At 52.0% G+C, this 13,345-nt stretch carries 14 protein-coding genes; 7 read left to right on the forward strand and 7 right to left on the reverse strand.

Going from position 1 to position 13,345, the window contains the following annotated elements:
• Positions 1–3 precede the first annotated feature (3 nt).
• Complete coding sequence (locus tag DVK00_RS19335; protein ID WP_014030747.1) at positions 4–1,596, reverse strand: Hsp70 family protein; 1,593 nt, start codon at positions 1,594–1,596, stop codon at positions 4–6.
• Positions 1,597–1,947: 351 nt separating this feature from the next.
• Between DVK00_RS19335 and DVK00_RS19340 the strand changes: the two genes are divergently transcribed.
• The 3 genes from DVK00_RS19340 to DVK00_RS19350 all read left to right on the forward strand — a co-directional run bounded on the left by DVK00_RS19340 (position 1,948) and on the right by DVK00_RS19350 (position 5,366).
• Entirely contained in the window at positions 1,948–2,490 is a 543-nt protein-coding gene (locus DVK00_RS19340; protein WP_121578353.1) for a hypothetical protein, read from the forward strand.
• A complete protein-coding gene (locus DVK00_RS19345) occupies positions 2,491–2,811 on the forward strand; it encodes a hypothetical protein (protein WP_023842955.1) in 321 nt (106 codons plus the stop codon).
• Positions 2,812–3,203: 392 nt separating this feature from the next.
• Positions 3,204–5,366 (forward strand): nuclease-related domain-containing DEAD/DEAH box helicase, encoded by a 2,163-nt coding sequence (locus DVK00_RS19350; protein WP_121578354.1) that lies wholly within the window; start codon positions 3,204–3,206, stop codon positions 5,364–5,366.
• A 300-nt stretch (positions 5,367–5,666) separates the two neighbouring features.
• Here DVK00_RS19350 and DVK00_RS19355 read toward each other — a convergent pair whose 3' ends face one another.
• The 4 genes from DVK00_RS19355 to DVK00_RS19370 all read right to left on the reverse strand — a co-directional run bounded on the left by DVK00_RS19355 (position 5,667) and on the right by DVK00_RS19370 (position 8,846).
• Positions 5,667–7,490, reverse strand: a complete 1,824-nt coding sequence (locus DVK00_RS19355) for a hypothetical protein (protein WP_121578355.1) — start codon at positions 7,488–7,490, stop codon at positions 5,667–5,669.
• A 316-nt stretch (positions 7,491–7,806) separates the two neighbouring features.
• On the reverse strand, positions 7,807–8,070 hold the full coding sequence (locus DVK00_RS19360; protein WP_014030753.1) for a hypothetical protein: 264 nt from the start codon (positions 8,068–8,070) through the stop codon (positions 7,807–7,809).
• Positions 8,067–8,396: a hypothetical protein gene (locus DVK00_RS19365; protein WP_014030754.1), complete on the reverse strand. Its 330-nt coding sequence runs from the start codon at positions 8,394–8,396 to the stop codon at positions 8,067–8,069. The genes DVK00_RS19360 and DVK00_RS19365 overlap by 4 nt, the downstream gene beginning before the upstream one ends.
• Before the next feature lie 159 nt (positions 8,397–8,555).
• Positions 8,556–8,846, reverse strand: coding sequence for a hypothetical protein (locus DVK00_RS19370; RefSeq protein ID WP_147435932.1), 291 nt, complete (start codon positions 8,844–8,846; stop codon positions 8,556–8,558).
• A 228-nt stretch (positions 8,847–9,074) separates the two neighbouring features.
• Between DVK00_RS19370 and DVK00_RS19375 the strand changes: the two genes are divergently transcribed.
• The 3 genes from DVK00_RS19375 to DVK00_RS19380 all read left to right on the forward strand — a co-directional run bounded on the left by DVK00_RS19375 (position 9,075) and on the right by DVK00_RS19380 (position 10,560).
• A complete protein-coding gene (locus DVK00_RS19375) occupies positions 9,075–9,356 on the forward strand; it encodes a hypothetical protein (protein WP_121578357.1) in 282 nt (93 codons plus the stop codon).
• Positions 9,353–9,481 carry a hypothetical protein gene (locus DVK00_RS22345; protein WP_255410837.1) on the forward strand — a complete coding sequence of 43 codons (129 nt, stop codon included), beginning with the start codon at positions 9,353–9,355 and terminating at the stop codon, positions 9,479–9,481. The genes DVK00_RS19375 and DVK00_RS22345 overlap by 4 nt, the downstream gene beginning before the upstream one ends.
• Positions 9,482–9,684: 203 nt before the next feature.
• Positions 9,685–10,560: a hypothetical protein gene (locus DVK00_RS19380; protein WP_121578358.1), complete on the forward strand. Its 876-nt coding sequence runs from the start codon at positions 9,685–9,687 to the stop codon at positions 10,558–10,560.
• Positions 10,561–10,884: 324 nt separating this feature from the next.
• Here the strand turns inward: DVK00_RS19380 and DVK00_RS19385 are convergent, their stop codons facing one another.
• On the reverse strand, positions 10,885–11,130 hold the full coding sequence (locus DVK00_RS19385; protein WP_058992299.1) for a hypothetical protein: 246 nt from the start codon (positions 11,128–11,130) through the stop codon (positions 10,885–10,887).
• Between the two features lie 85 nt (positions 11,131–11,215).
• On the opposite strand from DVK00_RS19385, the gene DVK00_RS19390 reads away from it, so the two are divergent.
• On the forward strand, positions 11,216–11,476 hold the full coding sequence (locus DVK00_RS19390) for a hypothetical protein (protein ID WP_058992160.1): 261 nt from the start codon (positions 11,216–11,218) through the stop codon (positions 11,474–11,476).
• Between the two features lie 199 nt (positions 11,477–11,675).
• Here the strand turns inward: DVK00_RS19390 and DVK00_RS19395 are convergent, their stop codons facing one another.
• On the reverse strand, positions 11,676–13,208 hold the full coding sequence (locus tag DVK00_RS19395; protein WP_058992302.1) for a hypothetical protein: 1,533 nt from the start codon (positions 13,206–13,208) through the stop codon (positions 11,676–11,678).
• Positions 13,209–13,345 lie beyond the last annotated feature (137 nt).

Genomic DNA, 13,345 nt, shown 5'->3' on the forward strand with positions numbered 1-13,345 from the left:
TAGCTATCGGTGAAGAGCGGGAAGGTCAGGATTCGTGCCCCCGAGCGTCTCTTCTTCTCTATTAAATCGAGTTTCGATTTCGGTCGTGTCCGATACATCTGCATCAAGTGAAACGGCAGTGAAAGTGATAATTCCGTCAGAATCGATCTCCATAGTGGCACGCTGGCTGTACTCGTCTAATTCTTTCGGCGGGTACGGGCCAAGAACGAGTTCGCCGATTTCGTCGTTTCCTTCGAGTGTCCCTTCGTCCCCCTGGTAGATTGTGAACCTCGTTTTAGTTTGGTGTGCTCGAACAGGGGTGACGTTGATTTCAGCACGTGCTGGGATTGACTCCCCGCTTTGTATGAGCGGTTGGAAGTAGGTATCGTTCGTTTTTGGCTCCTGAAGCTCAACGCCAAGTGTCCGGGGCAGTGCATCAATAAGGATTGGGTTTGAACCCTCGTTGATAGCGGCTTCCCCTTGGGATACTTCGGTAGATGGAACAATATTTGTGGTAGAAACTGCTGGAACTTCGATGTCATTCAAGATGGCTGCCTGTGTAGCGGCCCCTAACGCAACGATCTGGTCTGGGTTGAGGTCTGTCCGAGGCTCCTGCCCGAAGAACTGCTCGACGGCAGACCTGATGGCGGGTATCCGAGTAGCTCCGCCAACCAAGAGGACGTCGTCGAATTGACTGGGGGTGAGTCCAAGGTCGTTGAGGAATCCGTTCATGATGTCGATTGTTTCTTGAGTTGGGCCGGCAGTGATCTCAGCAAATTCTCCCCGGGTTATGTTCAACTCATAATCAATGGTGTCCCCATTCTGAAGTTCAAGGAAGGGGAGTTGATGAATTGCCGATGTTCGGCTCGATAACTCGTGTTTGACTTCTTTCGCTGCTCCGAATAGTCGCTGATTAACCTTCGGATTATTAAGAGCAGGAGGACTCCCGTATTCGTCTGCAATGGTATCAGCAACCCAATTAACTATGAGACTATCGTAGTCGTCGCCCCCAAGATCAGTCGCTCCGTCGACGCCTAAAGTTTCAATGACACCGTCATCGATCTTCACGGCCGAGCAGTCGAAGGTGCCACCGCCAAGGTCGTAAACGAGGACCCGCTTTCCGGCTGTAGATTGGAGTCCATAGGCGAGACAGGCGGCTGTCGGCTCTGGAAGCACGCGGTCGACATCGATCCCAGCAATTTCCCCGGCTCGTTTGGTAGCGCGGCGCTGTGCATCTGAAAAATATGCTGGGACGGTAATGACGGCGTTAGAGAGGGGTCGATTCAGTTCATTTCCGGCGTCTTCAATGAGTTTCTTGAGGATGAGGCCACTGATTTCTTCGGGATGATATTGATCTGGTCCAAGTGAGAACGTTTCGTCTGTCCCCATGTGGCGCTTGACTGATTTGACCGTCTTCTCAGGATGGTGAATGGCTCGATTATCGGCCTGCCTGCCGGCAAACACACTCTGGGAGTCTTGATCGTAGCTGACGACTGAGGGCGTTTTCTTGTCTCCACGCGCATTTGGGACAACCTCAAATCCGCCGTCGGAGACGGTTGCGACGACACTGTTGGTAGTGCCGAGGTCAATCCCGATTGGAAGATTGGATAGTGTCATTATAACAAGGATGCTACATTAACACTGCATTATCTTGAGTGGTTTTCATGTATATGTCGTATTATCATTTTATACGAAAAATATTTTGCTCTACTTCTTACGTCTGCTATCAATTATAAGATCTAGATTGTAGATCCGGATTTATTACGAGTAGTGTCCGCTATGTCTTATTTTAACGTTTCCATCTTATTTCAGTTAGAAAAACTGGTAGCTGCGATCTATAAATTTATCACTTAGAAATAGTGAGTGTAGTGTTAATAATGGCCGCGCCAAGATTATCATATTAGATATTATCTCGGAACATGGCAAACATTTATTGTAACTACAGTTCTATAAATAGCAAGTATAAAAATGAGTGAGCAAGTCGATCCCGTCTCATTCAGCTATCAAAAGAACACGTTGGAAGCGAAGCCCCAATTCTCTAAAGTTCTTAATTACATAACCGAAGGTGAGCAGTTCAGTCAGACAATAATCCAACTGGGTATACTTACCGAACAGCTGTATACTTTAGAGAAATATATGGTTCTTGAAACAAATAATCGCACGACTACAAACGATGATTTCAGGCTTGAAACGAAGCGGGATGATGAGCTAATAAAAAGAGAAGCAACAAAGATAGAAAGAACAGTATTGGGGGAAGCTCGTCATGTTGAGATCAATATGAGTGAGTATTCTGAGCGCACGTTGCACGCGGTACAGTGGCTCCTATCGAAACTAAGCCAGGATTTTGATGATAGGAGAAAAGAGGCAATTGGAACGTTTTGTGCGGAGACCGGTCTCAACGGAATCTTTGAAGAGCCTGAGCGGAACGAACAATCGCGATCTACAAACAGTGAGCCCCTCCAATCGCATCTCTACAATAATCAAAAGATGCCACACGTAGGGCAGCTATAGATGGCGATGAGGAAGATAGATATCGTCTCACGAGTTCCACAGATCGACTCAATCATATGTTTTTGCGAACCCCACAGTACCGAGTACGGTAATAAAGTCTATGTCACCTGCCCATACAGAGCTAAAGGCGCACTCAAAGATTTGGACTGGAGTGAGACTCACAGACAATGGGATTCCGAAGATGAAATGTGGCAGATTGATCTGAGCGGACTTGCATATGCAGCCGAAACCCTCGCAAAAAAGGGGTACAACTTGGCTGTTACAGAGGATGTAGCAGCAGAAGTCTTGGATGAGCCAGACCCGGAGATTGAATTCGGATAGGTGCTAAGATAAGAGAACGATCGCGGAGTAGCGCCTATTTTCCCACACCACACCTTTTATCGACGGAATTTGCTGAAATCCAGTAGAGTAGCGACTGGCCCACGATATAAACCGGCTCCGGCAAGAGATCCACTTGCATTGATTTGAACTCAACCAGATCTAACCGCTGATTCTCGGATCAATTCACCAGTCAAGAAGGATACTGAGTTTGTGAAGCATTTCACAGCCTGTTAGTCGCTTGGAGGTAATCAAGCGTAACTCACCACACTACCAGTGCTCTCCTGTACTCACTGTAGTCATATCTAGTCTTACTGAAATTCGTACGGTAATGAAATAGCATTTTTTATACGTTTCATGGCAACTTTTTACCGTGTATATATAGACGTATTACTGTGGATTTCATACCGACCGAAGTCGATACAGGGCAGAGAGGTAGTGAGGCTGAGTTGCCGGTCTGGGATGCAATCAAAAGCGCGTTCGGAGCGGACGATCTGGGTATAGCCTACTACAAGTATCCAGTCATCGACAAGAGCGGTGAGGACTATGATCGAGAACCTGATTTTGTGGTTCTGCATCAAGAGCTGGGGCTCATTGTTATCGAGTGTAAAGGCTACCAGATTGACCACATTGATACAATCCAAGGACAGGTATGGAATCTCCAGGGACTAACCCAGTCGAAGGCGAAACCTCATCCACAAGCCCGGGATCAGGCGTTTAAGATTCGGTCGTATTTCGCTCGGGAAAGCGAACTCACTGACAAGATGGGCCGGTGTAAGATTCCAGTGAACGTGTTCATTGCGCTCCCCAACATCTCGCGTGAGGAGTGGACCGAATGCGGGTATGATGAACTCCCGTCGACACCTCGGGTACTCACCTCAGACGACCTTTCGCCCCAGTCACTTCGTGACCAGTTAAACAAGACACCGAAGATGGAGGCACTCTCCAGTGAGGAATTCCGTGCTGCTCGGTCAGTCCTCGGTGGTGGAACCGTCATCGGCAACGAGGGAACTGCTGCACCACCAGATCCAACCACCAAAGGAGAGCTCTATGATACAGTCGAACAGCGCCTCCCGAAGCTTGATCAAAAACAAGAGGAAATCGGGATTCAGATTCCCCCCGGCCCTCAGCGAATCCGGGGTATTGCAGGCTCTGGCAAAACCATTCTGATGGCGATGAAGGCAGCCCGGATGCACGCAAAACATCCAGAGTGGGATATTGCGGTCACGTTTATGACCAAGAGTCTCTATCCCCAGATCCAGAGTCTTATTTCTCGCTTCTACTGGCATTTCGCAGAGGAAGAGCCAAACTGGAACAAATTGCGACTGCTCCACGGCTGGGGTGGCCACACAGTGCTTGATGGGATGTACTATGTTCTTTCACAGAACACGCAAACACACGAATTCCTCAACGTCGGCGACGCTCGTGCTCGGTTTGGCCGATTCGAAAAAACACCAGACTTGCTTGATTCCTGCTGTGGCTCTCTTATCGAATCGGGAGAAGTCCCCACGATGTTCGATGCGGTCTTGATTGACGAGGCACAGGATTTCCTCCCGAATTTCTTCAAAATGTGTCGCGAAGCACTTCGCGAGCCCAAACGACTTGTCTGGGCGTATGATGAGGCCCAGAGCCTGAACTCACTCACGGCACCTCGATCCGAGAATATCTTCGGGACTAACGATGATGGCGAGTTGCTTGTTGATCTGAGCGGGTCATATGAGGGTGGTATCCAGAAGTCCCAGATAATGCGGAAAGCGTACCGCTCACCGCGAGAGGTTCTCATGGCGGCCCACTACTTTGGAATGGGGCTGAAACGAGAGCAGGGTGCCGTGCAAGCGATCACAACAAAGCCCGGCTGGGAAAATCTCGGATACGAGGTCGTTGATGGTGACTTCCGCCGCACAGGCGAAGATATCCGAATTCGTCGCCCTGAAGAGAATTCGCCACATCCGCTGAGCGAACACGAAGAGGCTCGTCCATTCGTCCGCTTCTCCGCTGCTGAGACGAAACGCGAGGAAATAGAACTGATTGCTGAAAGTATCTCACAGGATATTACGGCTCACGGGCTTGACCCAGAGCAGATCATGGTCATTCTCTTGGATCGAGAAACACAGGAGAATGCGGATGAGCCGACGGATCGTCTCGATGAAGCCACGGCTGATGATATCGTCTTCAACCGAGTGTGGGACGGTGAATCGAGCGTGTTCGCGGTCGACGATGAAGTAACCGTTACTCGGATCAACCGTGCGAAAGGGAACGAAGCGGCAATGGTCTATATTTCTGGGTTAGAGCATGTTGACAATGTCTCTAGTGGGCAATCACTGGTCCGGCGACGCAATCAGGCCTTTGTCGCGATGACTCGGACTCGTGGGTGGTGTCACGTTACTGGGACTGGTTCGTGCGACGCGTTCGATGAGATGCGATCAGTGCTTGATGGGGTCACGGCAGATGAGCCTGAAATGGTTTTCCCCGCTCCTGATCCACAGTCACTTGAAAACGAAATGGAAGCAGAGCCCGAACCAACGACACTCACTGATTTCATCCCGGAAGAGGAATAGTCCGTCTTGGTCATTTTGGGTTGAGCTCAATTGATGGGAAACTGAGACTGTAGAGGCGGTGCCAAGGAGTGGCGAGGTAGAGTGCCATCACCTGTATGGGTTCTTTGCAATATCCCAGCGTCGCTCAGACATATCTGCTCGCGGGTTCGGATAGCTGCGATACGTTTCGAGATTATCTGGTAGCGCTCCAAGAGTGTCTGGCGCCCTGTGTTGGACGCTGATTGCGTGACCAACCTCAAGTGGGTCCGGACTTTGCCAGTTGTGGCGGCGTGGATATTCCTCGAACAGTGTCTCTACGAGTTAGATGATATCATCTAAAGCATCCACAAGACCCGTCATCTGTGTGTCTTTGACGTGGACTTCGTGTCGAACACCGTATTCAGACTGGCCACCATACTCGCCCTGATAAACCTGCTTCAGGACTTCTCGATACGACGCTTTTGAAGCCCTACCAGTTAGGTTATCTTCAAGACAATACAGCATAAACTCGCTGTACTCCCACTGAAGTGACCCTTGCTCGTATTCTCGGAGGTCTAACAGACACATGAACACAATCTTCGTAATGTAGGCTTTGAACTGTAGCGGAATCTCGGACGTTGACAGAATTTTCTCATGGCACGAGAACAGGATAATCACTGTCATCTCCGGAATATTCCTCTGACCCCTACCTGTACTCATTCGCCCTAATCGAACGTGGTCACCGTACTCCTCTTGCTTGTCTTCGTCATCGGATTCATCGGAATCGTCCTCTCCACCAGCGGCATCATCAACATGCGATTCGCTATTGGAAGGTGTTCCATCCACATCTTCCGGAACAACATCTAGGTGGTAGGGAGGTCCACTGACGTCACTGTCAACGTCCGGTTTGAGGTATTCATCCATCATCTTAATCCAGTCCCGCATGTTACTGATCATCTCATACAAGAGCCGGGAGTAGTCATTCGGCCACTCTGCATCTGGGTCACTATATTCGTTTATTTCGTAATTCCGACATATTTCACGAGTGAACGACTCATAATATGAGAGCCACACATGCCAGTCGATCTTCTGATGAAATGCTTCCGTCACCAACACGTCAAAATATTGAACGCCGAGAAAAACTGGATCACTGAAAATATACTCGTCCGAAATATCTGTGTTCGTTAGGCGCTGATCGTTATACCTATCAATCTCCTCTCTCCGCTGATCTCGAATAATTTCTTTAGTTTTATCGCCGACTGGCTTGTAAACGTCTAATTCGACTGCCCTATTGAAATCAGAGAATAATGCATATAATAGACGATTTTGCTCCTCCAAATCGTACCGATACAACCCGTCTTGATTGGTGTTCTGTTCAAGATCGCGGTACAGCAAACTGTTCTCGACTTTCAGCAATTCCCTTAAATAACGATGTACAACTTTTTTCCTCGGACGCCCGTTCAGCGAGTCGTCACGCAATATTCTTAATCCTAGTTCGGTGGCAACACTTGGGTATTGCTTGGAAAAATCTGAATCAAGCAAGAGAGCATTCGTGTACTCCGATGACCTCTCTGCTGTCTCTTTCAATCTATATCCGATCCGTCCAAGGTAATAATTAACTAAACGCTTCTTCTCACGAGCTAGTTTCCTCCATCCTTCAACCGGTTCGTAGTCTTCTCTATGTGCCCGTTTGAACGACGCTGCCAGATTCTCTGGGTTTTCTGGAGCAGGAGGATGATTTACTAATGGCCGATATTTGTCTTCTATGAGGTTTGTAAGTGTAGAGTAGTTTTCTTGGCTTTGCAAATTACGGAGTATCTCTAACAGATTCTCTTCGTTCTGAATACGGACATTGGACTTGAGGAAAACAACCGAAAAAAGAGCGACAATTCCGACGACTGCACCCAGCTGAGTGTATTCAACGAGTAGCGGAGTAATTGTGATACTCCCCATCAAATATGACACCTCAATAGACTTTTGTTCAATACTCTGGAGATACACTGAGACTGCATAGGAGAGGAGAATCAGGAGAATCAAACTCGCAATAAACAGCAGACGCCCTTTGGTCCATAGATTATAGCGAACTCTCAGCTGTTTGTACCGTGGAAGTACAGGATAAACAGCGGCAACAGCGGCGAGGAGCGTGAAAACTAATATTTCAGCCATTATTCGTATGAGGACTATCTGGTGTTTAAACGTAACCCACGCCTCCCGACTGGATCCACGAACTCGCCGACCACGCTGTCTGAGGACTGCTAGAAACCGCTTATCTCAGCAACACGCTCCTACCCCGGAAGTCCAAGGGGGGTTTAGATACCAGTCGCTCGTCAGCTATGAATACACACTCGCGCCGTCGTGGGACCTGCCTCTAACAGGCCCGGCGCGGGGTCGCGGTCAGTCAGCGGCTAAGTCCAGAAACCACCGCAACCCATGCAAAGTACGCACGCAACTCAGCAAAAAGGTAGAGGTATAGCTACCCAGCTTAGGCCGTCGCCACGACGTGCTGGTGCTCGTTCTGGGCGGGCGTCGGTTGGAGCGTCAGCCCGGCCAGCGCGAGCTCCCGGAGAACTTCCGGCGGGACGCCCTCGGCCTCACGAAGTACGGCGTCGAGCGTCCAAGCATCGTACTCGGAGCGCACCGGTGGCGTCGTCCCGACCACGGCGGTCGGGGCCGTCTCTCGTAGCGCTCGGGCGGCCCGCCGAACGCGCTGGCGGTTCTCGACCGTACAGCGAACGCTCTTGCTCATGCGTTCAGCCCCCGAGCGAGATCGTCGACGATGGAGCCGCCGACGTACGGGCCGACGGCCCAGCCGCGTTCGTCCTGCGTGTACTCGCACCAGCCTGCGAGTGTTTCATACGGCGTCTCGGCAAGTGCGACTTTCTCGGCGTGGTCTTCGCTGACGACGACGGCCACAGCGAACTCATAGCTATCCCAGTAGTGTGCCGCGCCTTCGCCGTCGACGCCCAAGAAGAGCGGGCGGCCTTGCGTGAGCAGTTCGCGAGCGATACGTTCCTGTGGATGTGCGTCAGTCGTGCCGACAGATTTACTAGTCGGCGAGGCAGACTTACTCATGCTTTTGGTGGGAACCGACGCGCCTGCCGTGTTGTGACCACGGTGGGCAACTCGTGTTCTCGAAGGCACGAAATCGCCCAGCGGCGCGTCTGTTCCTACTCAATAGTCACGGCTTCCGGCCACTTAGTGATTTCGTCTATAAGTGAGAAAAGTATGTCGTTAGCTATCGTTGACTTCTCTACGGCCGTCCATCGTAATCATGTAATAAGCCCTCCTACCGGCCTCATCCTTGGGTATTGGTTCTATATCTCCATCATCGAGCGCGGCCTTATTGACGCGCGCGACCAAGCCCTTCTCTTCGAGTTCAGAGAGAATCGTCTGCACAGTTCGGTAGCTGAAGTGAATCCCCATCTCAGTCTTCATACCACGGAAGATTGCCTTCGGTGGCAGCGCTATTCCGTGATCTGCCATAAATTCAAGAACAGCCTCACGGCGCTCTTCCGGTGGCATACATCCACTATCGGCCGACATTCTCTTATTTACGCCGATAGGGACTTCTTTTCCCTCAGTAGTGTTCTTGATCATTTGTTGGTGCTTATTCGCACTAATAGACGCAAAGCACTAAGTGTTTCTGGTGATACATCACTGGATATGCACGACTTACCGGGGAGTGATAGATTCCTAAAGTCGAGCCACCGGGGTTAGGGCCCCGCTGACCCGGTGTCGTGTGGAACGACAATGAATACGAACAGACCCAGCGCACAAAACGATACCGCACAGGACGGCCACAAGCGTCGCCTCCAAGCCGCGAAACACCTGCTGACGAACGCCGACACTAACGCCGCCGTCATCGAGTACTGCCAGAGCGTCCTCGATCCGCCGGGCTACGAGCGCAGTCACACCCAAGCACGCCTCGACGCCTGCGCAGCGCGACTTGCACTGGCCCAGACCGGACACACCACTAGACGAACACGCGAAGCCAGACAGGTGCTCCTCGCCGTCAGCGGAGGCCCACAATGAGTACGCACCACTTGCGCCGCCCGGCCTATCTCCATGGCCACCCGCAGCCGGTCGCCCAGCCACTCGAAGCCTCCACGGCCTCGGCCACGACTGTACCACTGCCACCAGCGGAGCGCGACCGGTGAACCCAGTGCCACGCCGGTCCGGGCGACGGCAGCACACACGCACTGCTAGTCGCCGGCGCGGTGCCACGACACAAATCCACTAGACGGAGCGGGGTTGCCACGAGCCAACCGCCGCGTCTAGAGAGCGCCAGCTACGTCACCGGTAGCCCGTGCTGTGGTCAGCACTGCTCGGTTCGATTCCGAGCACGGGTCCTGTGGTCACAATGCCACGACAAACAAACTCCAGCGACGACGACGACACAGCCACCGACCAAGCCCTCGCCGACCACCTCGACATGGATATCGAACAGGATGAGACGGATACCGACGAACTCCAAGCGCTCGTCAACGACCTCGACGGCGACGTGTCACCCCTCGTTTCGAGTGTTCTTGAGACGCTGGTCGCGACTATCGGTGACCTCCACGAACGCGTCACCGAACTAGAGGCCGACCTCGAACAGACCCACGAGGTTGCCACCACGGCAGTCGGTGACGCCGCCACGAACGACCAGCGCCTCGACGACCTCGAAGCTCAGCAGGAGACCACCCGCGAGGTTGCCAAGAGTGCCATCGCCAAAGCCCAGCAACTCGAAGCCAACACCGACCAGCAGGAAGACGCCGAGCAGCTCCCCGAAGGAATCGAACCCAGTAGCTCCCCGCTGGATTTCTTCGCGAACTGCCGCCAATCGAAGGTCAAGACGATGTTTGTCGAGCGCTCGAACCGCCAGAACACCTACCGGGCTATCAGCATCGCCAAGCGCTGGCCGGAATTTGCCACGAAGCGAACCGACGGCAGCGGCGTCTTCATGACGAAAGCTGACCTGCAGACAGCCCTGACCGCGGAACTCGGGAAGGAACCCCATCGCCAGACAATCAAGCGCGTCTGGGAGACACTGGTCGACATCGGCGGCGACGACGTCGTCGAGAAAACCCGACAGGTCGGCCGGGACCAGACCCAAACCGACATTCTCGCGATGGATATGAAGACTGCCGAAGGGTTACTCGAAAAACGCTACATCGGCCTCGATCTCCTAGAGAATAGCGACCACAAAGCTGCCACAGGTGGCGTCACACCCGTTGTGGTGGAATCATCGCCCTAACCCTGTGACACACACCGGATAGGACACGAACCGACACTGAACCAACGCTGCTGGACGCGGTGGTACGTGCCCTGCCGCCGTCGACGCCGCTGTTTGCTAGCTGCAGGAACCGGGAGCGACCCCCTGTTGTCAGGAGTGTAGTGAGTGATCGTAACACGAACAGAGCGACCACAGCGATTCCAGTGGTCACAACGGGTGTGACAGATCCATCTTGGTACTGGTCTGGATCGCCTGCCTGTTCGGATATGGCTGATAGGCCTTCTCTGGACCGCCTCTCACCCGGCGGGGGCTCACAAAATACGGGCGAGTTCTCTTGCTGTCAGACTAGGCTTGCTCTATTGTCTCGACCCACTCGGGAGCGCAATCGTGTGTGCCGCCGTAGATCGAGTTGTCGGGATACTGGTCGTCGTCAGCCTCGACAGAGACGATCACGTTGCCGCCGGAACGCGAAATTTCTGTAACGGTTCCGACGACTGCATCGAGTGGGCCGTCTCCGTCGGTCCAGTCGGTTCGGACGTGGTCGCCGCGGTCGAAGTCATACTCCTCGAAGGAAGGCGCTGTGGTACTCATGATCTCCTCCGGCTCCGAGGGAGACACAAAATGGCTCGGATACCAGCCAGAGTGCTGATACTGCTTGCCGAGAGAAGAAGAGCTGATGACCGAATTGCGGGTCCGGAAACCCGATGGCTGGACGACCGTCTCGTTTCCCGACGAAGTTGCGACGATCTCGGTTGTCGGTGGGAAGGTCGACGGCCAGCTGTGCCTGACCCTCACCGGCGAACGGGAGGACAGTCCTCGCATCGTCGAAACCGGCATTCTCGACGTCGACAAAAGTGACGAGAACTTGTTGGAGAATACAGTGCCCCGGACCGAGGACGGGACGAGTATCGCTTTGGACTGGCTACTGCCGGAGTAGCAGCCGTTGTGCATACGGTTTCTTTATTCATCAGAGGGTGTGAAACGGCTGTTTGGTAAGCGTGCAGACGGACTGCCAGCGGTCCTACCAATTTTACTCGATTTTCTGAGCGCCGTGCGAGATGTAGGGTGCAGAATATTTTTTTCGAAGCTGGCAGTAGATTGTCACTCAGTCTCAAACCCTGGATTCTTTCAAAATCTTATGAGGGTGTAAGTTCATCTGCGTTGAAGACGTTAACCAACTGGTCGATGATGGTTGGATCGATGTCGGTCAGGTTGGCCACTTGGCCCTCAATGTAGGGTGGACTGCTGAGATCGTTCAGGGTGTCGAACAGGACTAATATATCGAGGTAGTCGTCGATGTCGTCGTATTCGAGGCCGGTTTCTCCCCGGATTACTATTGGTTCGGCGTCAGGATCTTCGGGGATGGCAAGTCCGAGGCGGCCTAAAATATAGTTCTGGAATGTGTCTTTGTCGACTTTGGAGTCTTCGTTTTTGATCACGAGCATTGTGAGGTCGCCAGTGTCCTCTTTCACTGGTTGTATCTGGCTCTCTACCTTGTTGAGAATCTGCTTTTGTAGATGGGATTTCTTGGGCCAATAGTCGGTGTCTTGGGGGTTCGTCCTCAGACTGTATCGTCGTGCGACTTGGTAGGAGGTCTGTGGGCGAGGTATTGTGATTTCACCCCAGATAGTCTTTGAAGACGTGTTGATGTGTACATCTGGTTGTTTGCCGTTGGGGGCCTGTTTCTCGATGTCAACGTTGGGGGTTCTAAACTCTCTGCGGAGTGCGCTGATGACTTCTATTTCGGCTATCGTGCTCTCGTATTCTGGTCTTCCTAGGACTTTCTTTCTTAAAGTGCCTAAGGGGTCGTTGCTTTGGCCGTTTGCGGCTATTAGTTCGAGACAGTGATTGTAGTAGGTGAGTTTCTGTACTGTTTTCGGGTTCTCATTTGGGTCCTGTTCTTGCCTGAGCAGGTTTGTTAGTGGGTGCTGATTGTGGTCTCGGAGGGTAGGGATGCCTGGCTTGTTGTGGGTGAGTAGATGTTCGAGGTTCGGATAGCGGGAGAGGTTCTGCTTGACCTCGTTGTAATTAATAGTGTTCTTGCTGTCCCATTCGAGGTCGTCGAGTAGTAGAGATATTTTGAGCAGGCGATCGTGTTTGTGACGGCCCTGGTATGCGTCGGTGGAATCTAGGTCTTCGTTTTTTGCTATGTCTTCGAGTTCAGTTTGGACGACCTGTAGCTCTGTGTCAAAGTCGCCCTTAGAAGCCCGGTCTTCGAGGTAGTATTCGATTGTCCGTTTGAGGGATCGGATGAAAAAGTAGCTGTAGGTGTTGTACCAGTCCGGCATCTGACTGGCCATTTCGTTTTCCTGTCCTCTGTAGAGGTGTGGGATGAGAGGGGCTAGGTAGTGTGCTTTCTTGAGGTCTTGGCCCTGTATTTTCTGTCTGGTGAACTGGTTGACTGCGTTGATATCGTGGGTTCCGATAGCCTCAAGTCCCCGTCCAAGATCGGAGCTGGCCAGTATATTAGTCTCTTCTGAGATCAGGTAGGCGGTTTCCAGGGATTTTGCGTGTTCCTGCTGGACGCAGTCCTCAAAGATGTCGGATACATGATGGAGGCCTCCAGGTGGTAAATATCCGATGTTTTGGATTAAATTCTGTATCTTGTCCAGCTTTTGGCTACAACTGAGGCTGTTGTCCTGCTGGATTTGAAGGATATCGCAAGCCATTGATTATCCTGATGATTATTACTAATCTGTGAAAGTGTTTAGCGAGTGGTTCCCTGATTTACTTCTGTTCCGTCCTAATCGTCATAGCCTTCTAAGCGAACGTCCGGTAATCTAGTGCCGCTTCAGTCGTAAATCGC

The organism is Haloarcula sp. Atlit-47R, assembly GCF_003665985.1.
In the GTDB taxonomy this organism is placed as follows: domain Archaea; phylum Halobacteriota; class Halobacteria; order Halobacteriales; family Haloarculaceae; genus Haloarcula; species Haloarcula taiwanensis.

Excerpts from the sequence above, each read along its gene's own strand:
- DVK00_RS19335 (WP_014030747.1), bottom strand. The coding sequence starts at position 1,596 with ATGACACTATCCAATCTTCCAATCGGGATTGACCTCGGCACTACCAAC.
- DVK00_RS19340 (WP_121578353.1), top strand. The coding sequence starts at position 1,948 with ATGAGTGAGCAAGTCGATCCCGTCTCATTCAGCTATCAAAAGAACACG.
- DVK00_RS19345 (WP_023842955.1), top strand. The coding sequence starts at position 2,491 with ATGGCGATGAGGAAGATAGATATCGTCTCACGAGTTCCACAGATCGAC.
- DVK00_RS19355 (WP_121578355.1), bottom strand. The coding sequence starts at position 7,490 with ATGGCTGAAATATTAGTTTTCACGCTCCTCGCCGCTGTTGCCGCTGTT.
- DVK00_RS19360 (WP_014030753.1), bottom strand. The coding sequence starts at position 8,070 with ATGAGCAAGAGCGTTCGCTGTACGGTCGAGAACCGCCAGCGCGTTCGG.
- DVK00_RS19365 (WP_014030754.1), bottom strand. The coding sequence starts at position 8,396 with ATGAGTAAGTCTGCCTCGCCGACTAGTAAATCTGTCGGCACGACTGAC.
- DVK00_RS19370 (WP_147435932.1), bottom strand. The coding sequence starts at position 8,846 with ATGCCACCGGAAGAGCGCCGTGAGGCTGTTCTTGAATTTATGGCAGAT.
- DVK00_RS19375 (WP_121578357.1), top strand. The coding sequence starts at position 9,075 with ATGAATACGAACAGACCCAGCGCACAAAACGATACCGCACAGGACGGC.
- DVK00_RS22345 (WP_255410837.1), top strand. The coding sequence starts at position 9,353 with ATGAGTACGCACCACTTGCGCCGCCCGGCCTATCTCCATGGCCACCCG.
- DVK00_RS19380 (WP_121578358.1), top strand. The coding sequence starts at position 9,685 with ATGCCACGACAAACAAACTCCAGCGACGACGACGACACAGCCACCGAC.
- DVK00_RS19385 (WP_058992299.1), bottom strand. The coding sequence starts at position 11,130 with ATGAGTACCACAGCGCCTTCCTTCGAGGAGTATGACTTCGACCGCGGC.
- DVK00_RS19390 (WP_058992160.1), top strand. The coding sequence starts at position 11,216 with ATGACCGAATTGCGGGTCCGGAAACCCGATGGCTGGACGACCGTCTCG.
- DVK00_RS19395 (WP_058992302.1), bottom strand. The coding sequence starts at position 13,208 with ATGGCTTGCGATATCCTTCAAATCCAGCAGGACAACAGCCTCAGTTGT.